23 protein-coding genes are annotated in these 22,538 nt (G+C 69.1%); 16 read left to right on the top strand and 7 right to left on the bottom strand.

Going from position 1 to position 22,538, the window contains the following annotated elements; all coding sequences use genetic code 11:
- Nucleotides 1-19: 19 nt before the first annotated feature.
- The 9 genes from K1T34_RS15340 (at nucleotide 20) to K1T34_RS15300 (ending at nucleotide 9,825) form a co-directional block, all read left to right on the top strand.
- Complete coding sequence (locus tag K1T34_RS15340) at nucleotides 20-1,996, top strand: DUF6541 family protein (RefSeq protein ID WP_220244928.1); 1,977 nt, start codon at nucleotides 20-22, stop codon at nucleotides 1,994-1,996.
- Nucleotides 1,997-2,014: 18 nt separating this feature from the next.
- Nucleotides 2,015-2,761, top strand: coding sequence for a glycosyltransferase family 2 protein (locus K1T34_RS15335; protein WP_255638526.1), 747 nt, complete (start codon nucleotides 2,015-2,017; stop codon nucleotides 2,759-2,761).
- 9 nt (nucleotides 2,762-2,770) lie between these two features.
- Nucleotides 2,771-3,208: a DUF2304 domain-containing protein gene (locus K1T34_RS15330; RefSeq protein WP_220244927.1), complete on the top strand. Its 438-nt coding sequence runs from the start codon at nucleotides 2,771-2,773 to the stop codon at nucleotides 3,206-3,208.
- Between the two features lie 44 nt (nucleotides 3,209-3,252).
- The gene (locus K1T34_RS15325) at nucleotides 3,253-3,732 is read left to right on the top strand and encodes a uridine kinase (RefSeq protein WP_255638525.1); all 480 of its coding nucleotides are present in this window, start codon (nucleotides 3,253-3,255) and stop codon (nucleotides 3,730-3,732) included.
- A gap of 280 nt (nucleotides 3,733-4,012) precedes the next feature.
- Nucleotides 4,013-5,683 carry an ABC transporter substrate-binding protein gene (locus K1T34_RS15320; protein WP_220244926.1) on the top strand — a complete coding sequence of 557 codons (1,671 nt, stop codon included), beginning with the start codon at nucleotides 4,013-4,015 and terminating at the stop codon, nucleotides 5,681-5,683.
- Nucleotides 5,684-5,774: 91 nt separating this feature from the next.
- Entirely contained in the window at nucleotides 5,775-6,776 is a 1,002-nt protein-coding gene (locus K1T34_RS15315) for an ABC transporter permease (RefSeq protein WP_220244925.1), read from the top strand.
- Nucleotides 6,773-7,708, top strand: a complete 936-nt coding sequence (locus tag K1T34_RS15310) for an ABC transporter permease (protein WP_220244924.1) — start codon at nucleotides 6,773-6,775, stop codon at nucleotides 7,706-7,708. The genes K1T34_RS15315 and K1T34_RS15310 overlap by 4 nt, the downstream gene beginning before the upstream one ends.
- A gap of 3 nt (nucleotides 7,709-7,711) precedes the next feature.
- Nucleotides 7,712-8,707, top strand: a complete 996-nt coding sequence (locus K1T34_RS15305) for an ABC transporter ATP-binding protein (RefSeq protein ID WP_220244923.1) — start codon at nucleotides 7,712-7,714, stop codon at nucleotides 8,705-8,707.
- Nucleotides 8,704-9,825, top strand: coding sequence for an ABC transporter ATP-binding protein (locus K1T34_RS15300; RefSeq protein WP_220244922.1), 1,122 nt, complete (start codon nucleotides 8,704-8,706; stop codon nucleotides 9,823-9,825). Before K1T34_RS15305 ends, K1T34_RS15300 begins: the two co-directional genes overlap by 4 nt.
- A 52-nt stretch (nucleotides 9,826-9,877) precedes the next feature.
- Here the strand turns inward: K1T34_RS15300 and K1T34_RS15295 are convergent, their stop codons facing one another.
- Complete coding sequence (locus K1T34_RS15295) at nucleotides 9,878-10,300, bottom strand: nuclear transport factor 2 family protein (RefSeq protein WP_220244921.1); 423 nt, start codon at nucleotides 10,298-10,300, stop codon at nucleotides 9,878-9,880.
- Between the two features lie 99 nt (nucleotides 10,301-10,399).
- On the opposite strand from K1T34_RS15295, the gene K1T34_RS15290 reads away from it, so the two are divergent.
- From K1T34_RS15290 to K1T34_RS15280, 3 genes are all read left to right on the top strand, one after another.
- The gene (locus K1T34_RS15290; protein ID WP_220244920.1) at nucleotides 10,400-10,789 is read left to right on the top strand and encodes a YciI family protein; all 390 of its coding nucleotides are present in this window, start codon (nucleotides 10,400-10,402) and stop codon (nucleotides 10,787-10,789) included.
- Nucleotides 10,786-12,009 (top strand): RNA polymerase sigma factor, encoded by a 1,224-nt coding sequence (locus tag K1T34_RS15285; RefSeq protein WP_220247899.1) that lies wholly within the window; start codon nucleotides 10,786-10,788, stop codon nucleotides 12,007-12,009. The genes K1T34_RS15290 and K1T34_RS15285 overlap by 4 nt, the downstream gene beginning before the upstream one ends.
- Nucleotides 12,010-12,090: 81 nt before the next feature.
- Nucleotides 12,091-12,732 carry a DedA family protein gene (locus tag K1T34_RS15280; RefSeq protein ID WP_220244919.1) on the top strand — a complete coding sequence of 214 codons (642 nt, stop codon included), beginning with the start codon at nucleotides 12,091-12,093 and terminating at the stop codon, nucleotides 12,730-12,732.
- On the opposite strand, the gene K1T34_RS15275 is transcribed toward K1T34_RS15280, so the two are convergent.
- Entirely contained in the window at nucleotides 12,729-13,301 is a 573-nt protein-coding gene (locus K1T34_RS15275) for a TetR/AcrR family transcriptional regulator (protein WP_220244918.1), read from the bottom strand. The genes K1T34_RS15280 and K1T34_RS15275 overlap by 4 nt on opposite strands.
- Before the next feature lie 89 nt (nucleotides 13,302-13,390).
- Between K1T34_RS15275 and K1T34_RS15270 the strand changes: the two genes are divergently transcribed.
- Nucleotides 13,391-14,551 carry an MFS transporter gene (locus tag K1T34_RS15270; protein WP_255638524.1) on the top strand — a complete coding sequence of 387 codons (1,161 nt, stop codon included), beginning with the start codon at nucleotides 13,391-13,393 and terminating at the stop codon, nucleotides 14,549-14,551.
- On the opposite strand, the gene K1T34_RS15265 is transcribed toward K1T34_RS15270, so the two are convergent.
- Complete coding sequence (locus K1T34_RS15265; protein ID WP_220244917.1) at nucleotides 14,534-15,442, bottom strand: EamA family transporter; 909 nt, start codon at nucleotides 15,440-15,442, stop codon at nucleotides 14,534-14,536. The genes K1T34_RS15270 and K1T34_RS15265 overlap by 18 nt on opposite strands.
- Nucleotides 15,443-15,629: 187 nt before the next feature.
- On the opposite strand from K1T34_RS15265, the gene K1T34_RS15260 reads away from it, so the two are divergent.
- Nucleotides 15,630-16,535 carry a LysR family transcriptional regulator gene (locus K1T34_RS15260; protein WP_220244916.1) on the top strand — a complete coding sequence of 302 codons (906 nt, stop codon included), beginning with the start codon at nucleotides 15,630-15,632 and terminating at the stop codon, nucleotides 16,533-16,535.
- On the opposite strand, the gene K1T34_RS15255 is transcribed toward K1T34_RS15260, so the two are convergent.
- Nucleotides 16,532-17,080: a DedA family protein gene (locus K1T34_RS15255; RefSeq protein ID WP_220244915.1), complete on the bottom strand. Its 549-nt coding sequence runs from the start codon at nucleotides 17,078-17,080 to the stop codon at nucleotides 16,532-16,534. The two genes, K1T34_RS15260 and K1T34_RS15255, sit on opposite strands and share 4 nt — an antisense overlap.
- Nucleotides 17,081-17,209: 129 nt before the next feature.
- On the opposite strand from K1T34_RS15255, the gene K1T34_RS15250 reads away from it, so the two are divergent.
- Nucleotides 17,210-18,109: an SDR family oxidoreductase gene (locus K1T34_RS15250; protein ID WP_220244914.1), complete on the top strand. Its 900-nt coding sequence runs from the start codon at nucleotides 17,210-17,212 to the stop codon at nucleotides 18,107-18,109.
- Between the two features lie 168 nt (nucleotides 18,110-18,277).
- Here K1T34_RS15250 and K1T34_RS15245 read toward each other — a convergent pair whose 3' ends face one another.
- Together K1T34_RS15245 and leuA are read right to left on the bottom strand one after the other, a co-directional pair.
- On the bottom strand, nucleotides 18,278-19,249 hold the full coding sequence (locus K1T34_RS15245; RefSeq protein ID WP_220244913.1) for a YafY family protein: 972 nt from the start codon (nucleotides 19,247-19,249) through the stop codon (nucleotides 18,278-18,280).
- Between the two features lie 10 nt (nucleotides 19,250-19,259).
- Nucleotides 19,260-21,047, bottom strand: coding sequence for a 2-isopropylmalate synthase (gene leuA, locus K1T34_RS15240; protein ID WP_220244912.1), 1,788 nt, complete (start codon nucleotides 21,045-21,047; stop codon nucleotides 19,260-19,262).
- Nucleotides 21,048-21,291: 244 nt separating this feature from the next.
- Here leuA and K1T34_RS15235 point away from each other — a divergent pair, with 244 nt between their 5' ends.
- Nucleotides 21,292-21,672 (top strand): hypothetical protein, encoded by a 381-nt coding sequence (locus K1T34_RS15235; RefSeq protein WP_220244911.1) that lies wholly within the window; start codon nucleotides 21,292-21,294, stop codon nucleotides 21,670-21,672.
- 67 nt (nucleotides 21,673-21,739) lie between these two features.
- Here K1T34_RS15235 and K1T34_RS15230 read toward each other — a convergent pair whose 3' ends face one another.
- The gene (locus tag K1T34_RS15230; protein WP_220244910.1) at nucleotides 21,740-22,420 is read right to left on the bottom strand and encodes a hypothetical protein; all 681 of its coding nucleotides are present in this window, start codon (nucleotides 22,418-22,420) and stop codon (nucleotides 21,740-21,742) included.
- Between the last annotated feature and the right edge of the window lie 118 nt (nucleotides 22,421-22,538).

Below are 22,538 nucleotides of genomic sequence, written 5' to 3'. Positions count from 1 at the left end.
AGGTTGGACACCGAATTCGATGAACGTTCTCTTGGTGTTAGTGGCGTTCTGGCTGCCCGGGCTCGTCTTCGGTGCCGCCATCCGGCTCAGGGGGTGGACGCTTGCTGCGGCCGCTCCGCTGATGACATTCGGCATCGTCGCCCTCGGCGTCCCGGTGCTCGGCGGGTTCGGCATCCGCTGGTCGATGCTCGACGTCGCGCTGTGGACGCTGGTGCTCTCCGCCGTCGGTTTCGGACTGTCTTTCGCGGCGCACCGGTTCACCGCGCGCCGGCACCCGGAACGCGTGGCCGAAGAGCCGGAAGCGCGGTTGCCCGTGCGCGACCACGTCCTGATGGGTCTCGGTGTCCTCGCCGGAATGGCGGTCGGCGCGGTGACGTTCTTCCGCGGCACGAACGGGATCGACAGCGTCCAGCAGGGCTGGGACGCCCCGTTCCACGGCAACCTCGTCCGCTGGATCGCGGAGCACGGTGACGCGCGGCCGTCCACTGTGGGCACGATCGCGAACCTGCCGAACCAAACGGACTACTTCTACCCGGACACCTACCACGCGCTGCTCGCCCTGGTCTTCGGCACGGGCGGGCTGACGATGATGCCCACGCTCAACCTGGCCGTCCTGGCGGTCATCCTTGCCGTGCCGCTCGGCGTCGCGGCGATGTGCCACGCGTGGAAGATGCCTCCGCTGGGTGTCGCTGCCGCTGCCGCCGTCACGACGTGGTTCACCTCTTTCCCGTACGACTCGCTGTGGCGCGGACCGCTGTGGCCCTACGTCGCCGGTGTCGCGATGTTGCCCGCGATGCTCGCCCTGGCGAAGCACCTGCTGAGGCCGCACGGGATCACGGGCCCGGTCGCGGTCGGCGTCGGTGTGGCCGGGCTCGCCGGCCTGCACACGAGCCTGATTTTCGTGATCGCCGTCTACTTCATCCTCATCCTGGTCGCGGTGCTGTTCCGCTGGGAGAAGATCGACTGGCGCCGCTCGGCATCCACCCTGATCGCGACGGTCGTCCTCGCGGCCGTGTTCGGCCTTCCGCTCGTGTTGCCCTCGCTGTACAACGCGGGCGGCGTCACGAGCGCGACGTGGGCTTCGGAAGCCACCGTCAGCGGAGGACTGGGCGAGACCATCACCTTCTCCCCGATGGCCAATTTCCCGCAGTGGTGGATCGGGGTGCCCGCGTTCATCGGGATCGTCCTGCTGGTCCGGCATCGCCGGATGATGTGGATGGTGGGCGCGTACATCGTCTTCGGCGGGCTGTTCGCGGCCACGGTGTCGCTCGAGACGCCGCTCATCGAGACCATCACCGGCCCGTTCTACAACGACCACTGGCGCATCGCCGCGCTCGTTCCGCTGGCCGGCGCCGTCGCGTTCGGCGAGTTCGCGCACACCGCATCCGCCTGGTTCGCCGGGAAGGTCGGCAACCGGGTGCCGCTGGCGCCCGCGACGCTCTCGCTGGTCGGCCTGCTCCTGCTCGGCGTGGTGGCCGGCGGGCTCAGCCGCGGTGGCTACATCGGACGCAACACCGCCCGGCTCGAAATCAACTACGGGAACGGGCCGACGGTTTCGAAGGACGAAGAAGCCGCGTACGCGTGGCTTGCGGCACACACCGTTCCCGGCGAACACGTGATGAACAACAAGGCCGACGGGTCGGCCTGGATGTACGCGCTTGCCGGCGTGATGCCGGTGGAGTGGAACTTCTACGGTGCGACACCCGACACCAAGGCGGGATACCTCAGCGTCTGGCTCGACGACATCGAGCAGTTCCCCGAGGTGCGCAAGGACCTCACCGACCTGCACGTGCGCTACGTCATCGTGGGGAAGGGAATGGCCACGCCGACAGCCGAGCAATCGGTCGGAGTGGCGGACATCACCTCTGGTCCCGATTTCCGTGAGGTCTTCCACAACGACGGCGCCACGATCTACCAGATCGAAGGCCAGTCCGGTGTGGTCGCGTCAGGTGCCACGACGCCCGGCTCCGGGTCCGACGACGCTCACGGGCAGTGAGAAGCTAAGGTGATCTCCGTGTCCAGCACGTCCTTGAGCACCCGCCGAGTACTCATCGTGATGCCGGCGCTCAATGAGCAGGCGAGTGTCGGGGCCGTGATCTCCCACGTCAAGCAGTCTTTGCCGGGCATGGATGTGCTCGTGGTGGACGACGGCTCGAAGGACCGGACCTCGGAGCTGGCGCGAGCCGCCGGTGCGGAGGTCGCCCGGCTGTCGGTCAACCTGGGTGTGGGCGGGGCGATGCGGACCGGTTTCCGCTACGCCGTCGCCCGCGGATACGACGTCGTCGTCCAGGTCGACGCCGACGGGCAGCACGACCCGGACGAGGTCGGCGCGCTCCTGCAGGCTCTCGACGAAGGCGCCGACATTGCGATCGGCTCCCGGTTCGCCGGTAAGGGTGCGTACAAGGCCAGCGGCCCTCGCAAGTACGCGATGGTGGTGCTGTCCCTCGTGTTCAGTCGTCTCGCCGGAAGCAAACTCAGTGACGTCACGTCCGGTTTCAAGGCCATGGGGCCCCGGGCGATCCGGCTCTTCGCCGCGTACTACCCGGCGGAGTACCTGGGTGACACGGTCGAGTCCCTGGTCATGGCGATCAGGGCGAAGCTCACGATCGCGGAGATCCCGGTCGTCATGCGCGAACGCGCCGGTGGCACGCCGAGCCACTCGCCGGTGAAATCAGCCGTGTACCTGGGCCGTGCAGGTCTGGCACTGCTGCTCGCACTTGTCCGTCGTCGTCCGTCCGTCGACTCGTCCGACGCTGCGTAAGGGGACCACATGGCAGGCTGGCGCGTACTGAGCATCGTCATCGCGTGTCTCGTGCTGTTCGTCGTCGTCGAGATGATGCGGCGGCGGAAGCTACGCGAGAAGTACGCGGGCATCTGGCTCGTACTGGCGGTCGGCGTGGTCATCCTCGCCGCTGTGCCCTCCGCGGCTCAGTTTCTCGCCCGGGCGACCGGCGTCGAAACACCCTCGAACCTGGTCTTCTTCCTGGCCGGCGTCGTCCTGGCTCTCGTCGCGCTGCACCTGTCCACCGAGGTCGGGCACCTGGAGGAAGAGGTCCGGACCTCTGTCGAGGAGACAGCGCTGCTGCGCTGCGAGCTCGAGGACACCAAGCGGGAGCTCGAAGCCCGCATCGCGGCGCTGGAGGTCAAGACGGCCACGCCCGACGACGTGAAGGGCCTGCCCGAAGTGAGCGCCGCACGCGTTCGCTGATTTCCGCACTGCTCGCCGCCCCGCCTCGGCTGGGCGGCGTTCGTGTGCTCGCGATCGACGGGCCTTCCGGGGCCGGCAAGTCGACGCTCGCCGAGGCTGTGGTTGCCGAGCTGGGGACGCGGGCCGCGCTCGTGAGCACCGACGCGTTCGCGACCTGGGACAACCCCGTGGCGTGGTGGCCACAGCTCGAGCGTGGCGTGCTCGAACCGCTTTCAGCCGGGCGCGCCGGCGAGTACCGGCGGGTGGACTGGACCTCCGGGGAACCACGGCCGGGTGAACTCGTGACCGTTGGGGTGCCTGGGGTTCTGGTGCTGGAGGGCGTGTCGAGTGGCCGCCGTTCGATGCGTCCGAGGTTGTCGCACCTGTGCTGGATCGAGGGCGGCACGGCGGCGGAACGGCTGGAACGCGCCGTGGCCCGTGACGGTGAAGCGTCGCGCGCGCACCTGCGTCGCTGGCAGTTGTTCGAACAAGGTTGGTTCGCCGTCGACGGCACACCCGAATCGGCACAAACCAGACTGCCTTGATCGTCACCGCGCGTCCGAAACGACCCGAAAACCACCTTCGGTACTAGGCCATTCGAGTGGCCATAGTGCCACTCTACGTACCAATGCGACAAAATTCGTCACGTTGCGTACATAATTCTCGACACATTGCGGTGAGTTTGGCCCTTACGTAGCGCGATCGTAACCTCACGTGCTTAAGTGCAAGCCGAGTTCCCGCTAGTGTCGGCGAGCACACCGATCGTCCGAGTTGTTCCTGACCGACCGGACGGTTCTTGACCGAACATCTCCCAAGGGGTGCCAGATGCAGCAATTGCGCCTGACCCGAACACGTCGTGCGGCCCTGATCGGGTTCGCCGGGGTGCTCGCGGTCTCGCTCACCGCGTGCGCGGAGTCGAAGCGCGACGAGGCCGGAGGTGGTGGCACCGGCGGCACGATGGTCTTCGGTGACACCGGCAACCCGAAGATGTTCGACCCGGCGTTCAACGACGACGGCGAGACGTTCCGGATCACCCGGCAGATGCTGGACACGCTGATCCAGAACAAGCAGGGCACCGCCGAGCTGGAGCCCTCGCTCGCCACGAAGTGGGAGCCGAGCAACGACGGCAAGACCTGGACCTTCACTCTCAAACAGGGCGTGAAGTTCAGCGACGGCACCGCCTTCGACGCCAGCGCGGTCTGCTACAACTTCGACCGCTGGTACAACATGAAGGGCGCCGCCGCCCAGAGCCAGATGATCTACTACGGCGACGTCTTCGAGGGCTTCGCCCACAACGAAGGCGACGCGAGCGGCGACCCCGTCTACAAGAGCTGCGAGGCGAAGGACCCGTCGACCGCGGTCATCAACCTGAACAAGGCCAAGGGTGCGTTCCCCGCCGCGTTCACGCTGCCCTCGTTCGCGATGCAGAGCCCGACCGCGCTGAAGCAGTACGACGCGGACAAGGTCACGCAGTCCGGTGACTCCTTCACCTACAGCGACTATGCCTACAAGCACGTGACCGGCACCGGCCCGTTCAAGTTCGACAGCTGGGACCAGGGCAAGGGCGAGATCACGCTGGTGCGCAACGACTCCAGCACCGAGCCGGCGAAGCTCGACAAGCTCGTCTTCAAGGTCATCCCCGACGAGAACGCCCGCAAGCAAGCCCTGAAGGCCGGCGACATCCAGGGCTACGACTTCCCGGCTCCTCAGGACTACGGGTTGCTGCGCAACGAGGGTGAGCAGGTCCTCATCCGCCCGTCGTTCAACGTGCTGTACCTGGGTATCAACCAGTCCGGCAACCCGAAGCTCAAGGACCCGCGGGTGCGCCAGGCGCTGGCCTACGGCATCAACCGCGAGCAGTTCGTGAAGTCGAAGCTGGCCGAGGGTTCCGAGGTCGCCACCGAGTTCGTGCCGAAGGCCATCTCGGGCTACACCGACGACGTCACCAAGTACCCGTACGACCCGGCGAAGGCCAAGCAGCTGCTCGCCGAGGCCGGCGCCAGCAACCTGACGCTGAAGTTCTACTACCCGACCGAGGTCACCCGGCCCTACATGCCGAACCCGGCCGACACGTTCACCTCGATCTCCGAGGACCTGAAGAACATCGGCATCACCATCCAGCCGGTGGCCGAGCCGTGGAACGGCGGTTACAAGGACGACGTGCAGAAGTTCGGCAAGCAGGACCTGCACCTGCTCGGCTGGACCGGTGACTACAACGACGCCGGCAACTTCGTCGGCACGTTCTTCGGCCGCGAGAAGAAGGAGTTCGGGTTCAACAACCCCGAGCTGTTCAACGCCCTCGCGCAGGCGGACGGTTCGCCGGCCGGTGACGCGCACGCCAAGGCGTACCAGAACGTGAACAAGATGATCATGGACTACCTGCCCGCCATCCCGATCGCCTACCCGACGCCGGCGATCGTGGTCGGACCCAAGATCAAGGGTGTGGTGGCCAGCCCGCTCACCGACGAACGCTTCAACAACGTCACGATCGGCTGACGTGCTCCGCTGAGCAGCCGGGCTGGGGGGTAGGCGCTACCGCGCCTGCCCCCTTTGCCCACGTTCCCGGGCTGTACACAAAGGACTACAAGTGCTCCGTTTCCTAGTGCGTCGGGTGCTACAAGCGATTCCGACGCTTCTCATCCTGTCCATCCTGGTCTTCGCGTGGTTGCGTTCCCTGCCAGGCGGTCCTGCGGCCGCGCTCCTGGGTGACAAGGCGACGCCGGAGAAGATCGCCAGCCTCAACCACGTGCTCGGCCTGGACCAGCCGATCATCCTGCAGTACTTCAAGTTCCTCGGCCGCGCCCTCACCGGGGACTTCGGCAACTCGCTCGTCTCGGCCCAGCCGGTGATGGGCGAGATCGGCACGTTCCTCCCCGCCACCATCGAGCTCGGGCTTTCCGCGATGATCATCGCGATCGTCCTCGGCGTGCCCTTCGGTTACATCGCCGCCCGCTTCCGCGGTGGCGTCCCCGACAACGTCATCATCGTGCTGACGTTGGTCGGCGTCGCGGTGCCGGTGTTCTTCCTCGGCTACGCGATGCAGGACCTGCTGGCCGCTCCGCTCGGGCTGCCGTCGCAGGGCCGGCAGGCGCCCGGCATCGACGCCACGAGCATCACCAACTTCGCCATCCTCGACGGCATCATGACGAGCGAGTGGGACGCCGTCTGGGACGCGATCAAGCACCTGATCCTGCCGGCGTTCGCGCTGGCGACCATCCCGCTCGCGGTGATCACGCGCATCACCCGCGCCTCGGTGCTCGACGTGTTCAACGAAGACTTCCTCCGCACGGCCAACTCCAAAGGCCTGACGCAGTCGGTGATCCGGCGCCGCCACGTGCTGCGCAACGCTTTGCTGCCGGTGGTCACGACCATCGGCCTGCAGACTGGTGCGCTGCTCGGCGGCGCGGTGCTGACCGAGCGGGTCTTCAACTTCCGCGGCCTCGGCTTCCTGCTGGCCGAGGGCATCGAACGGCGTGACTACCCCCGGCTGCAGGCGCTGCTGCTGTTCGGGGCTCTGGTGTACGTGCTGGTGAACATGCTGGTCGACATCTCGTACGGGATCATCGACCCGAGGGTGCGTGTGCGATGAACACTTTGCTTGCCAAGAAGAAAGAGCCGATCGACAAGCTCGCCAAGGCGTCGGCGAGTGGGCGGAGCCTCGGGGCCGAAGCGTTCCGGCGCATGCTCCGCAGCCCCGTCGCCATCACCGGTGGCGTGATCACGCTGCTGTTCCTCCTGCTGGCCATCTTCGCGCCGCTGCTCGCGCCGAAGGACCCGCAGATCCGTTACCTGCAGGACCAGGTCGAGCTCGGCAAGGGCATCATCCCCGGCCCGAGCCCTGGCTTCCCACTCGGTGTCGACGACTTCGGCCGCGACTTCCTGTCCCGGCTCCTCGTTGGTGCGCAGCAGACGCTGATCGTCGGCGTGCTCGCCACCGTGATCGGCGTGCTGATCGGGGTGCTCATCGGCGGTCTCGCGGGTGCGTTCGGCGGCTGGGTCGACACCGTCCTCATGCGACTGGTCGACGTGCTGCTGTCGTTCCCCTCGCTGCTGCTGGCGATCTCGATCGCGGCGCTGTTCGCGAAGCCGAGCCAGTGGACGGTGATCCTGGCCGTGTCGATCATCGGCGTGCCGATCTTCGCGCGGCTGCTGCGCGGTTCCATGCTGGCGCAACGGGAAGCCGACCACGTGCTGGCCGCGACGTCGCTCGGCGTCAAACGCGGCACGATCGTCTTCCGCCACATGCTGCCCAACTCGCTGGGCCCCGTGATCGTGCAGGCCACGCTCACGCTGGCCACCGCGATCCTGGAGGCCGCGGCGCTGTCGTTCCTCGGCCTGGGCGACCCGGACCCGACGCGTGCGGAGTGGGGGCTGATGCTGGGCAACGCCTCGCGCCAGTTCCTCGACATCCGCCCGGAGCTCGCATACTACCCGGCCATCGCGATCATCGTGGTGGCGCTCGGGTTCACGCTGCTCGGCGAGTCCCTGCGTGACGCCCTCGACCCGAAGAACCGGCGGTAACCCATGGCACTCCTCGAAGTCCGCGACCTCACGGTCGTGTTCCAGCGCCGCGGTGAGAAGCCGTTCACCGCGGTCGACGGCGTCAGCTTCGACGTCGAACCCGGCCAGACGGTGGGGCTCGTGGGCGAGTCCGGCTGCGGCAAGTCCGTGACGTCGCTGGCGATCATGCGGCTGCTGGCCAGGCGCGGCAACAAGGTCAGCGGTTCGGTGTCGTTCGAGGGCACCGACCTGCTGAAGATCTCCGACCGCGACATGCGCGACCGGCGCGGGCGCGACCTGGGCATGGTGTTCCAGGACCCGCTGTCCTCGCTCAACCCCGTGATCCCGATCGGGCTGCAGATCACCGAGGTGCTCGAACGCCACCGCGGGATGTCGCGCAGCAAGGCGAAAGTCGAGGCCGCGGACCTGCTCGACAAGGTCGGCATCCCCGACCCGACGCGGCGGCTTTCCGAGTACCCGCACCAGCTTTCGGGCGGGATGCGCCAGCGCGCGCTCATCGCGATCGCGCTCGCGTGCCGGCCGCGGCTGCTCATCGCCGACGAGCCGACGACCGCGCTCGACGTGACCATCCAGGCGCAGATCCTCGCGCTGCTGCGCGAGCTCGTGCAGGACACCGGCACCGCGCTGATCATGATCACGCACGACCTCGGTGTCGTCGCCGGCCTCTGCGACGAGGTCAACGTGCTCTACGGCGGCAAAATCGTGGAGCGCGCCGAGCGCCACGCGCTGTTCGCCGAGCCGAGGCACCCGTACACCCACGGGCTGCTGGCCTCGATCCCGCGCCTCGACGTGGGCCGGGGCGAGAAGCTCGTGCCGATCCCCGGCTCCGTGTCCGACAACATCCCGTGGGACGGCGGGTGCGCCTTCGCGCCGCGCTGCCCCCACGCGCTGGAGGTCTGCCAGGAGCGTTCGCCGCAGCTCGTCCCCGATCGCAACGGCCTGCTGCGCTGCCACAACCCGGTGAAGCCCGCCGTGGCCACCGCAGGAGGGATCCGATGACCGAGGTGCTCGACGAGCCGCAGGACGACATCCTGCTGGAGGTCACCGACCTCAAGGTGCACTTCCCGATCAAGCGCGGCATCGTGGTCGACCGCACCGTCGGGCACGTGTACGCGGTGGACGGGGTCGACCTGTCGATCCGCCGCGGCGAGACCTACGGGCTGGTCGGCGAGTCCGGCTGCGGCAAGTCCACTTTGGGCCGCGCGATCTTGCGGCTCAACGAGCCGACGGCCGGCAAGGTCGTGTTCGACGGCACGGACGTCGCCCAGCTCAAGGGCGAGAAGCTGCGCAAGGCGCGCCGGCGCATGCAGATGATCTTCCAGGACCCGATGTCCAGTTTGGACCCTCGGCAGCCGGTGGAGTCCATCCTGCTCGAAGGCATGCGCGCGCACGGGCTGGCCAAGGACAAGGCAGCGACGGACCAGCGGCTGCGTGAGCTGCTGGGCGCGGTCGGCCTGCCGGAGACGGCGCTGCGCAAGTACCCGCACGAGTTCTCGGGCGGGCAGCGCCAGCGCATCGGCATCGCGCGGGCGCTGGCCGTGGAGCCGGACCTGATCGTGGCCGACGAGCCGGTTTCCGCGCTCGACGTGTCGGTGCAGGCGCAGGTCGTGAACCTGCTGGAAGACCTGCAGAACGAGCTGGGCCTGACGTATGTGGTGATCGCCCACGACCTCGCCGTCGTCCGGCACATCTCCGACCGCATCGGCGTGATGTACCTGGGCGCGCTGGTGGAGGAGACCACCTCGGCGGAGCTGTACGAGAACCCGCTGCACCCGTACACGCGGGCGCTGCTTTCGGCGATTCCCGTGCCGGACCCGCTCGTGGAGGACACCCGGGAGCAGATCCTGCTCGCGGGCGACCTGCCTTCGCCGGCGAACCCGCCGACCGGCTGCCGTTTCCACACACGCTGCCCGTGGCGGCAGCCGAGCCTGTGCGACACCGACCGGCCGCAGCTGCGCGAGATCGGCGCCGGGCACCGCGTGGCCTGCCACTACGCCGAGGAAATCCGCGACGGCCGCATCCAGCCGCACGACGTGGAGCCCGAACTGGTGGAGCTCACCGGGGTGCTCAACCCGGACGCGGCGCCGGACATCGGCTCGGTCACCGAAATCCTGTAATCGCCGGGCGTGAAGGGCACCTCGATCTCCTCGAGGTGCCCTTCACCGCGTTTCACGGCTGCAGATCGATGGCCGCCCGGAACGAACCGTCCATGTGGAACGGCGTCGAGCTGTGCTCGTGCACGATCCGCCACGCGCCGTCGACGCGACGGAAGGCCAGCGTCGAGCGGAACCACAGCGTGAACGGTTCGCTCATCCCCGCCGGCACGGCCGACATCTTCGCCAGCGCCGTGGTGAAGGCCAGGTCGCCGGACTCGGTCACTTCGACCTCGGTGTACTCGTAGGTCACCGGGCTGTCGAACGTGCCGAACCACTTCGTGAGGAACTCAGCGGACGCGCCGGTGGTGCGCAGCGGCGGCGCCAGGTCGAACTTCACGGCACCCTCGGCGTAGCCCGCCACCAGGCGCGCGGGGTCCTTGGCGTACATGGCCGCGGTGCGCTCGGCCAGCAGGTCGCGGATCTCGTTCTCGGACATTCTGTGCTCTCCTTGGGTTCTTCGGGTTTCACCGGGGACGTCGAAGCCGTCCGCGTGGCTTCGACATCTCGGGTGACGACGATTTCGAGGAGGCACCCGATGAAGTACCTGGTCCTGATCTACGGCAACCTGGCTTCGCGCGCCGCGTGGGCGGGGATGAGTGACGAGCAGAAGGCCGCGGGCCTGCGCGCGTACGTCGAGTTCAACGACGACCTCGACGGTTCCGGCGAGCGCATCGTGTCCGAACGGCTGGCCGCGCCCGAGCTCACGAAGCAGGTCATCGTGCGCGACGACGAGGTGAGCACCACCGACGGCCCGTTCGCGGAGATCAAGGAGCAGCTCGCCGGCTTCTACCTGCTGGAATGCGACTCCGAGGAGCGCGCGCTGGAGATCGCGGCGCGGATCCCGGAGGCGCCGTACGCGACGATCGAGGTCCGGCCCGTGATGGGCCTGACCGGCGACGTGGACTTCGACCTGGCGGACCTGTGATCGAGGGCCTCCTGCGCGAGCTGGCGCCGCAGGTCCTCACCGCGCTCGTGCGCCGCTACGGCGGGTTCGACACGTGCGAGGACGCCGTGCAGGAGGCCCTCCTCGCCGCCGCGGTGCAGTGGCAGCGCGACGGTGTGCCGGACAACCCGAAGGCGTGGCTCATCACCACGGCTTCGCGGCGGCGGATCGAGCTGTGGCGCAGCGAATCCGCCCGGCAGCGGCGTGAGGAGACGATGGCCGCGCTGGCGCCACCCGACCCGGATCCGGTGCCGGCCGTGGACGACACGCTCACGTTGCTGCTGCTCTGCTGCCACCCGGCGTTGACGCGGCCTTCGCAGGTCGCGCTGACGTTGCGCGCGGTCGGCGGCCTGACGACGGCCGAGATCGCGCGGGCGTTCCTCGTGCCGGAGCCGACGATCGGCCAGCGCATCAGCCGCGCGAAGCAGAAGGTGAAGGGCACGTCGTTCAGCCTGCCGCCGGCGGACGAGCGGCCCGCTCGCGTCGCCGCCGTGCTGCAGGTGCTGTACCTGGTCTTCACGGAGGGGCACACGGCCAGCGCGGGCTCGGCCGTCGACCGCGTGGAGCTCACGGCCGAGGCCATCCGGCTCACGCGGCAGCTGCACGCCGAGCTCCCTGACGATGGTGAGGTGACCGGCTTGCTCGCGTTGATGCTGCTCACCGGCGCGCGCCGAGCCGCTCGCCTGGGGCCCGACGGCACGATGGTCCCCCTCGCGGAGCAGGACCGTTCGCGGTGGGACGCCGACGCCATCGCCGAGGGCACGGCGCTGATCACCCACGCGCTCGCGACCGCGTCGGTCGGTCCGTACCAGCTGCAGGCCGCGATCGCCGCCGTCCACGACGAGGCGGTTTCGGCCGAGGACACCGACTGGCCCCAGATCCTGCTGCTCTACGACCTGCTGCGCCAGGTCGCGCCGGGACCGATGGTGACGCTCAACCGGCTCGTGGCGCTCGCGATGGTCGAAGGCCCGGCCGTCGCGCTGGCCGAGCTCGACGCCGCCGAACCGCCGGACCACTACCGCGTCGACGTCGTCCGCGCGCACCTGCTGGAACTCGCGGGTGATCTCGAAGCCGCCCGGGAGTTCTACGCCGCGGCGGCCCGGCGGACGTTGAGCTTGCCCGAGCGTAGGCACCTTGAAGCGAGAGCTTTATCCGATATGTCCGGAAAACCCTTACTCAAGTCGGACCCGGCCCCCGACTGAAGGGTGACGCCCGCGGACCAGGGCCCCCGGTAGTCTGCGGAGAGCAGGCACAAAACCGGCAAGCCGCAGGGGGTAGGCGCAGTGAACATCGACCACGTGCTGGAGGCGATCCCTCCGCTGTCGGTCTACCTCCTCGTGGGGCTCGTCGTGATGGTCGAGAGCCTCGGGATCCCGCTGCCCGGCGAGATCGTGCTCGTGAGCGCGGCGCTGCTCGCCTCCTCGCACAGTGGTCTCAACCCGCTGTGGATCGGTGTCCTGGCCACAGCGGGTGCCATCATCGGCGACAGCATCGGGTACCTGATCGGCCGCAAGGGCGGTAAACGCCTCTTCGACTGGGCCGGCCGGAAGTTCCCCAAACACTTCGGGCAGGAGCACATCGCAAACGCGGAACGGATGTTCCACAAACGCGGTATGTGGGCCGTGTTCTTCGGCCGCTTCGTCGCCGTGCTGCGCATCCTCGCCGGCCCGCTCGCCGGTTCGCTGAACATGCACTACCCGCGCTTCCTCATCGCCAACGCGCTCGGCGGCATCGTCTGGGCCGGCGGCACCACCGCGTTGATCTACTACCTCGGCGTGGTCGCGGACAAGTGGCTCAAGGGCTTCCAGTGGGCCGGCCTCGGCGCGGCGCTGGTGATCGGCGTGGCCGTGACGCTGGTGCTGAAGAAGCGCATGTCGCGCAACCACGAGGTGCCGGCGGAGCAGAAGGACGACGCGGTCGCCTAGTTCGCCGGCAGGGAGATCAGCGTCGACGCGAGCCGCTTCGCCGTGTGGAACGGCCGCGAGGCCTGGGTGACGACCGACGTGACCGCGGCGCCTTCCAGCAACAGCATCAGCTCGTCGGCCAGGGTTTCGGCGGGCTCGGGCCTGATGCGGCGGAGCTGCGTCAGCAGGTAGCCGTGCAGCGCGGTCTTGTGGTGGCGGACGACTTCGCGCACCGGGTCGGCCGGATCGGGGAACTCCGAGGTGGCGTTGAGGAAGCCGCAGCCGCGGAACCCGTCGCGGGAGAGCCAGGCTTCGTAGGCGTCGAACACCGCCAGGACCCGGTCGGCCCGATCTGTGTGCCCGGCCGTGATCCGGTCGATCTCCTCCTGCCACTGCCGGTCCCGCTCGCGCAGGTAAGCGACGACGAGCCGGCTCTTCGAACCGAAGTTGCCGTAGAGCGCGGCCTTCGTCACGCCCGCCTCGGCCGCCACGGTGTCGACGCCCACGGCGTGGATGCCGTCGCGGTAGAACAACGTCGACGCCGCCTTGAGCACCTTGGCTCCAGCGTCGCCGGGCCGGGTCCGGCTCACAACTCCTCCAGACTGTTCGGTCTTGTTTTGACCAGCCCAAATACTAGCATCGGTTGACAACAGACAGACCTGTCTGTTTGGTTGCGAGCGTGGTCGGGATCAGTGAGGAGACAACCGCGCGGTGGTGGTCCACCGCCGCGGTCGGCGCCGGCGTGATCGCGCTCTGCTACGGGTTCGCGCGCTACGCCTACGGGCTGTTCGTGCCCCGGTTCGGCGAGACGTTCGGGCTCACGACCGTCGGCGTCGGCGTGCTCGGCGGACTGTCCACCGCGGGCTACGGCGTCGGGCTGCTGCTGTCCCTGCGCACGGCCACGCCGTCCGCGCGCGCCACCGTGCTGCTGGCCGGCGCGTTGGCGGCGGTGGGGCTCGGGCTCATGGCCGCCGCGCCGAACGTGGCCGTGTTCGGTGGCGGGATCGTCCTCGCGGGCGGGAGCGCGGGGCTGGTCTCGCCCGGCGTCGCGCAGCTGATCGGGGAAACCGTCGGGACGCGCCACCGGGTCCGGGCGCAGACCTGGGCCAACACCGGGACCGGGCTCGGTCTGGCCGCGTCGGCGTTCACGCCGCTGCTGGCGTTCGGCTGGTCCTCGATCTGGGCGGGCTTCGCCGTGCTCGCCGCGGCGATGACGGTGCTCGCCTGGCGGACGTTGCCGCGCCCGCCCGCGTCCGCCGAGCTCCCGGCGAAGTCCACGCCGGTTCACGGCCTGGTCCCGCTCGTGGTCAACTCCGTCCTCATCGGAGCGACGAGCGCGCCGTACTGGACGTTCTCCAGTTCCCGGCTCACCGCGACGGGCCTGAGCCCGACCGCGGCGACCTGGTGCTGGTTCACGATCGGCGTGGCCGGGCTGCTCGGCGGGCTGGCCGGGCGGGCCGCCGAGCGCGTCGGGCTGCGGACTGCCAACCTCGTCACGTGGACGCTGGCGGCGGCCGGCCTCGCGCTGCTCGCTCTGCCGCGACCGAGCCTGCCTGGCGCGCTGGTTTCCAGCGCACTGTTCGGCAGCACGTACATGGCCCTGACCGGGCTGTGCATCCTGTGGGCCGCCCGCCTGTTCCCCACCCGTCCGGCTCGCGGGGTCACCTGGTCGTTCGTCGGCCTCGGCGTCGGGCAGACCGCGGCGTCACCCTTGGCCGGCGCGGCGGCGTCCGGAATCGGCCTGCCCGCGGTGTTCGGGCTGGCCGGGCTGGTGGCGCTCGCCGCGTGGAGCGAGCTCGACGCCCGCCTCGCCCCGCCTGCCTCAGGCCCCGGCGGGTAGCAGATCTTCGTCGGGCAGCTCCACGGGCTTGCGGCGAAAACTCCCCAGCAGCACCCCACCGATGACCACGGCCGCGGAGACGATCTCGAGCACGGTCGGCACCTCGTCGAGCACGAAGTACGACGCCGTGAGCCCGACCACCGGCACGAGCAGCGAGAACGGCGCGACGACGCCGGCGGGGTGGTGCTTCATGAGTGTCGTCCAGATGCCGGAGCCCACGACGGTGCCGAACACGATCACGTAGGCCATGCCCGCGACGCCGATCAGGCCGGTGGTGGTGCCGAGCGTCGTGAGCGAGTGCCAGCCGGCCGTCGGGCCTTCGAAGACGAACGACAGCGCCAGCATCGGCAGCGGCGGCACCACGGACATCCACAGCATGAGGTGCACTGGGTTGTCGGGCGTCGCGCGGCGCACCGCGAGGTTGCCGAACGCCCAGCTCAGCGCGGCCAGCAGCGTCAGGATCACCGGCAGCAGCGCGGCGTGCGAGGACTGCTGCCACGCGATCGCCGTCATGCCGGCGACGGCCAGCAGGATGCCGGTGAGCTGGCGGCCGGACACGCGTTCGCGCAGGAGCACGGCGCCGAGCAGCACGGTGAACGGCGCGGACGCCTGCAGCACCAGCGAGGCCAGGCCCGTCGGCATGCCGAGGTCCATGGCGACGAACAGGAACGCGAACTGGCCGGTGCCGAACCCGATGCCGTAGCCGAGCAGGTAGCGCAGCTTCACCTTGGGCCACGGCACGAACAGGATCGTCGGGATCGCGATCAGCGCGAACCGCAGCGCGCCGGCGAACATCGGCGGGAACTGACCCAGCGCGGCGTGGATGGCGAGGAAGTTGCAGCCCCACAGCACGGCGACGAGCACAGCGAGGAGACGGTCACGTGCGGGCATGTCCTCCACTGTGCAGGCACGGATCGTGAAGGACCAGCGAGAAAAACTGCACTGACCATGTAGCCCTCCTTCACACTGTGTTGTTGTTTACCGACCCGACCACAGTCACGGCGGGAATGGTTGCCAGAGACGTGACGTCCGGTTGGGTACCCGCCTGCTTCTGGTCGGATCGGTAAAGGTGGACATGGTGGACCTCGGAAGACTCCGGACATTGCGGGAGTTCGCGGACCGCGGCAGCGTGACGGCTGCGGCGAGGGCGCTGCACTGCACCCCTTCGGCGGTGTCGCAGCAGCTGCGTGCGCTTCAGACGGAGGTCGGCCTGCCGCTGACCGAGCCGGACGGCCGAGGTCTGCGGCTCACCGACGCCGGCCGGGCGCTCGTCGCGCGCGCCGACGAGGTGCTCGCCGCGCTGGATCGGGCGGAATCCGAGCTCGACACGTACCGAAGTGCGCCGCGCGGGCGGGTGCGGATCGCGATTTTCCAGTCGGCGGGCCTGATGCTGTTGCCGGGGCTGCTCACGCGCGTCGCGGCGTTCGACGGTCTGGAGGTGGACGTCCGCGATGTCGACATGACGCCTTCGGACGTGCCGGGACTGGTCGCGGACTACGACGTGGTCGTGACGCACCGGGACGAGCACGCCGGCGAGTTCACCTCCGACCGGCTCGAGGTGGTGCCGCTGCTGCGGGAGCCGCTGGACGTCGCGTTGCCGGCGGGGCACGTATTGGCGCGGCGGCGCCGGGTGGATCTCGCGGACCTCGCCGACGAACGCTGGATCTCCGTGGACCACGGATTTCCGGTGGACGACGTGCTGCGGTCGCTGACCGTGCGGACGGGGGTGCGGCCGCAGATCGTCCAGCGCATCAACGATTTCCGCATCACCGAGCGGCTCGTCGCGGCGGGCCACGGCATCGCGCTGCTGCCGCGCTACACGATGGACACGCGGCGGGGCAGTGGTCTGGTCGGGCGTCCGCTGGCGGGGATCCGCGCTGCCCGGCTGGTCGAGGTGGTGTGCCGGCGGGGTGCGTTGTCGCGGCCGGCGGTGGCGACGGTGATCGCCCAGCTGCGCGAGGAAGTGGCGGCGTTGACGGGCTAGCTCCGGGCGCCGCGGCGGACGCCGAACGTGATCGCCACGCCCAGCAGCGTCGCGACGCCGAAGGAGAGCAGCATGCTGACCACCGGCTCGTCGATGAGCTCGCCGCCGGCGTAACCCAGGAAGGCGACGTACGAGGTCCACAGCGTGATGCCGATCGCCGACGCGCTGAAGAACTCGCCCATCGGCCAGCGCAGCGAGCCGGCCAGCAGCGCGCCGACCGTGCCGCCCGAGGGCAGCCAGCGGGCGACGACCAGGATCGGGCGCGGATGGCGTTGGAGGCGGCCGTCGAGCCAGGCCAGGCCGGCGGCCATCTTGCGGCGCCGGCTGAGGCGTTCGAGCACGCGCGCGCCGCCGAAGCGGCCCAGCGCGTAGAGGGCCTGGTCGCCCACCAGGCACCCGGCGGTGGCGACGGCGATCACCACGGCCAGCGACGTCCCGCCTTGCGCGGCCGCGATGCCCATGCCGAGGATCGTCACCTCGGTGGGCAGCAGGGGCACCAGCGAGACGACGAACAGCACCACGAGCCCTGCTGTCGTTGCGTCCACACTCCCATTAACCGCCGTGCGCGGGCGGATGAGTCCCGTTCACCGAGTACTCACAGAAAGGCACAGGCGGTACACAGCTTGGGCTAACCATGCCAGCGGGTGTCATGGTTAACCGCGACGGTGGTCCGTATGAACCTTTTGGGAAAGATCGCCCTCGTCGCGGGTGGCACGCGCGGTGCCAGCCGCGCGATCGCCGTGGAGCTGGGGCGGGCGGGGGCCTTCGTTTACGTGACCGGCCGTACTTCGGGCTCTGCGCGGTCCGAAGTGGACCGTCCGGAGACGATCGAGGAGACGGTTTCTCTGATCGAGGAGGCGGGTGGCCGCGGCGAGGCCATCCGGGTCGACCACCTGGTGCCCTCCGAGGTCGCGGCTCTGGCGTCTCGGCTGGACCACCTGGACATCCTCGTCAACGGCCTCTGGGGCGGCGACCGCCACCTGGAATGGGGCAAACCCGTCTGGGAACACTCGCTGGACGCGGGCCTGCGCATGATCCGCCTGGCGATCGACGCACACCTCATCACCAGCCACTACCTGCTGCCGCTGATGATCGACCGCCCGGGTGGCCTGGTGGTGGAGCTGACGGACGGAACCGCGTCGTACAACGCGCGGTATCGGGCGGGGACCTCGCTGCCGTTCTACCTGGCGAAGTCCTCGGCCCACCCGCTGGCGATCGGCGAGGCGGCCGAGCTGGCGCCGTTCGGCTGCACGGCCGTCGCGTTCACCCCGGGCTACCTGCGTTCCGAGGCCATGCTGGAGATCTACGGCGTCACGGAAGCCACGTGGCGAGACGCGGTGGCGGAGGTGCCGCACTTCGCCATCTCGGAATCCCCGGCCTACGGCGGCCGGGCGATCGTCGCGCTGGCCGCGGACCCGGACCGCGCTCGCTGGTCGGGCCAAACCGTGAGCAGTGGCCAACTCGCCCAGGCCTACTCGATCGACGACGTGGACGGCAGCCGCCCGGACGCGTGGCGCTACCTGGTGGAGGTGGCGGACGCCGGCAAGCCGGCGGACGTGAGCGGCTACCGCTGAGCGTTGGCGGTTGTCCACAGGCGAGTCGAGTTGTGGACAGCTGGGCCTTCAACGGCGCGACCACCAGGTTTTGTCGGGGGTGGCCGATAGAATGGACATGGGCGCGCCCCCTGGGAGGGCGGGGGCCTGTCTCCGGGCCGGTGGGGGGCAAACCGGCCGATAAGGCGGTTATCGCGGAGCGTTGCGGGCGGCGAGTTCGGTGCCGATGTCGGCCAGGGCGGCGCGGAGGTCCGGCGGGTCGAGGACTTCGATGCCGGGGCTGAGGGCCACCAGTTGACCGAGGGCGATCTCGCCGCCCTCAAGCGCGAGTTCCGCCGGCGCCCAGCCGTCGGAGTCTGGTTCGGCCAGGGAGAGGACGGTGTCCGCGAGGTGTTCGCCGCCGAAGACGCGGCGGAGTTCGCGGACGGCGAGGCGGTTCAGGCGGGCTCGCACCCGCACTGGGCGGGAGACTTGCTCGAAGGTCGCGGAAGAAGTGCGCCACCATGTCGAGAGGTCGAAATCGGCGGGGCGGTCGAACTCTTCGGCGAGATCGTCGGCGTCAAGGATCCGGGAGACGCGATACGTGCGGTAGGCGTTCTCGACCCGCGCCACCAGGTACCAGACCCCCGCCTTCAACACGAGCCCCAACGGCTCCAGCACCCGGCAGGCGACTTTGTCCTTGCGCTGATAGGAAATCGCGAGCCGCCGCTGAGTCCAGACCGCGCGCGAAACCGTGCTCAACGCCGCCGGCTGGTCAGCGCCACCGAACCACCCCGGCGCATCGAGGTGAAACCGCCCGGCCACCAGCGCCGCGTGCTCTCGCAGCTCGGCCGGCATCCCCGCTGAAACCTTCGCCCGCGCGGCACTCCCGGCGGTGTCCAACCCCAGCCCCGCCAACGCTTCCGGCGCGCCCAACGCGAACAGCGCCACGGCTTCCCGCGCGGTCAGCCCGTCGAGCCCCGCCCGCCAACCGTCGACGAGACGGAAGCCGCCGTGCCGGCCCTGCTCCGTCCACAGTGGAACGCCGGCGTCCCGCAAGGCCGCCAGATCGCGGTGCATCGTGCGTTCCGAAACGCCCAGCTCCGCGGCGAGCTCAGAGGCGGTCGCGCTGCGGCGGCGCTGCAGCGTGAACAGCAGCGCGACCAGCCTCTCCGCTTTCACCGCAACGACATCAGCGGTTCGCGCGGTTGACCGCGCTCACCACCGCGCGCAGCGACGACGTCACGATCGACGGGTCGATGCCCACGCCCCAGAACACGCGGTCGGAGATCGCGCATTCGATGTACGACGCGGCGCGCGAGTCGTCGCCCGGGGTCAGGGTGTGCTCGCTGTAGTCCAGGAGCCGCAGGTCGAAGCCGACAGTCGACAGCGCGTCGAAGAACGCCGCGATGGGACCGTTGCCGCGGCCGGTGATGTCGTGCTCGTCGCCCTCGACGGTCACCGTGGCCTCGATGTCGTACTCGCCGCCGCCGTTGTCGGTCACGCGCTGGCGCACCAGCTCCAGCGGGGTGCGCGACTCCAGGTACTCCTTGGAGAACGCGTTCCACATCGTGGCCGGGTCGACCTCGCCGCCCTCGGTGTCGGTGTAGGCCTGGACCACCTTGGAGAACTCGATCTGCAGGCGCCGCGGCAGGTCGAGCTGGTGCTCGGCCTTCATGATGTAGGCGACGCCGCCCTTGCCCGACTGCGAGTTCACGCGGATCACGGCCTCGTACGTGCGGCCGACGTCCTTCGGGTCGATCGGCAGGTACGGGACCTCCCACGGGTACTCGTCCACGGGTACGCCGGCCTTGTCGGCGGCGTCCTTCATCGCGTCGAGACCCTTGTTGATCGCGTCCTGGTGGCTGCCGGAGAACGCGGTGAACACCAGGTCACCGCCCCACGGCGTGCGCTCGGCCACGGGCAGCTGGTTGCAGTACTCGACGGTGCGCTTGATCTCGTCGATGTCCGAGAAGTCGATCTGCGGGTCGATGCCCTGGCTGAACAGGTTCATGCCCAGCGCGACGAGGTCGACGTTGCCGGTGCGTTCGCCGTTGCCGAACAGGCAGCCCTCGATGCGGTCGGCGCCCGCCTGGTAGCCCAGCTCGGCGGCGGCGATGCCGGTGCCGCGGTCGTTGTGCGGGTGCAGCGACAGGATCACCGAGTCGCGGCGCTCCAGGTTGCGGCTCATCCACTCGATCGAGTCGGCGTAGACGTTCGGCGTCGCCATCTCGACGGTCGCCGGCAGGTTCAGGATCACCGGCTTCTCCGGCGTCGGTTGCCAGATCTCGGTGACGGCGTTGCAGACCTCGAGCGCGTACGACAGCTCCGTGCCGGTGTAGGACTCCGGCGAGTACTGGAAGCGGAAGTCGGTATCCGGCTGCTTCGCGGCCAGCTCGACGACCATCTCCGCGGCCTGCGTCGCGATCTTCTTGATGCCCTCGCGCTCCTCACGGAACACCACGCGGCGCTGCAGGATCGACGTCGAGTTGTAGATGTGCACGATCGCGCGCGGCGCGCCCTCAAGCGACTTGAACGTGCGCTCGATCAGCTCCGGACGGCACTGGGTCAGCACCTGGATGCTCACGTCGTCCGGGATCGCGCCCTCGTCGATGATCTCGCGGACGAAGTCGAAGTCCGTCTGCGACGCGGCGGGGAACCCGACCTCGATCTCCTTGTAACCCATGCGTACGAGCAGGTCGAAGAACTTGCGCTTGCGCGCCGGCGACATCGGGTCGATCAGGGCCTGGTTGCCGTCACGCAGGTCCACCGCGCACCACAGCGGCGCGCGCTCGATGCGCTTCTCGGGCCAGGTGCGGTCGGGCAGCTCGATGTTCTCGATCAGCTCGTACCAGGGCTTGTAGCGGTGGACGGGCATCGACGTGCCGCGTTGCGGGTTCCAGCGGGGCTGGTCCGCGGGCGCCGGGCGCGACGGCGTGCGAACGCGGGAAGTGCTCGTGCGGGGGTCGTTCGTGGCCATGGGTGAAGACGTCTCCTGACGAGGTGGGTGCTTACGACCGGCACCACAAAGCCCCGCGACGAGGAGCCGGTCTGGTCAGGCCCCGTCGCGGCAGCGAAGCAGGAGAGCACGCGCCACGAAGTCACCTTAACCACGGAACGCGGCCGTTGTGAAGTCACCTCCGCGATCGAACTGTTACTTCCGGTGCCCGCCGGGTGTTACCAGCGGGTAGCGGGCGGGGGTGTGACGTGTCAGACTGCCGAGCATGGGCGAGCACGCCGAACAGGCACCCGACACGGAGACCGAGTCGCGGCCGAAGCGCGCCGAGATCGACTGGCGACGCACCCGTGAGCAGGCGTTTTCCTTCCTCGCCACGCTCGTGCGGTGGGTCGGGCTGATCTTCGCCGCGATCCTCGTGCTGCACGTGATCTTCACCGTCGGCGAGGCCAATCCGGGCAACGGAATCGTCTCGTTCGTCCGAAGCTGGGCCGACGGCCTCTCGATCGGCTTCAAGGACCTCTTCACCCCGAGTGATGCGAAACTCAGGGTGCTGGTCAACTACGGCATCGCGGCGATCTTCTGGCTCGTGGTGTCCGGGATCGTCGCGAAGATCCTCCGCCGCATCGGCGGCGGGATCTCTTCCTGACCGCGGTCACGGGCCGTTCCCGCCGTGGCGCGAACGGCCCGTTCGCACGGGTTCAGGATTGCCCGGTTCAGCTCTGCCAGGTGATCGGCTTGCTGCCGTAGTCCGTGCCCGGAGCCTGGTCGCTGTAGTCACCCTCGTCGTACGACGCGCCGGTCACCGTCGTGCCGGCCTGCGCCACCGCGAGCACGCAGCTTTCGTACGTGGCGCCCTTCGTGGTGAAGTCCTTGCCCGCGTCGCCGCTGTCGCACTTGTCGAACGTGCCGATCACGGACACGCCCTGCGCTTCGGAACCGTCGGGGAGCAGGGCGTTCATCAGCCCGAGCGAGCTGTAGGAGAAGTCCGTGCCACTCTCGTTCGAGACGGTGACGCGCACGTAGTACGGCGTCATGCCCTTCGCCTTGTCGCCCAGGTCGAGCGGCGCGAGGTCGGCCTCGGTGCCCTTGTCGATCGACTTCACCGTGACACCGATCGAGCCCGTCTTGTCCTCCGACTTGAACGGCACGATCGCCTTGTCGCCCAGCTTCAGCTTGGTGCCCTGCTGGGTGAAACCGCCGGCCGACGACGTGTTCCCCGTGCCGCCCGACGACGCGGAGCTGCTCGTCTCGGGAGCGCTCGCGCTGCTGCTGCTCTGGCTCGGCGCGGGGGCGCCGGACGCGGCCGAAGGCGTGCCGCCCGTCTCACTCGCACAGCCGGCCAGCGTCAGTACCGCCGCGGAGACCCCCAGGACCGCCAGCACACGACTACGCATGTCGTTCTCTCCTCATGTCCACCCAGTGTGTGCGGGCTTCGATGCGGTGCCCCGATCAGCGGTTCCCTGATCGAGCGACATTACTTAGCGGTGCGAAGTGAATGCGATCAGTCGTGCC

The organism is Amycolatopsis sp. DSM 110486, from assembly GCF_019468465.1.
In the GTDB taxonomy this organism is placed as follows: domain Bacteria; phylum Actinomycetota; class Actinomycetes; order Mycobacteriales; family Pseudonocardiaceae; genus Amycolatopsis.
This window is presented reverse-complemented; position numbering and strand designations above follow the sequence as displayed.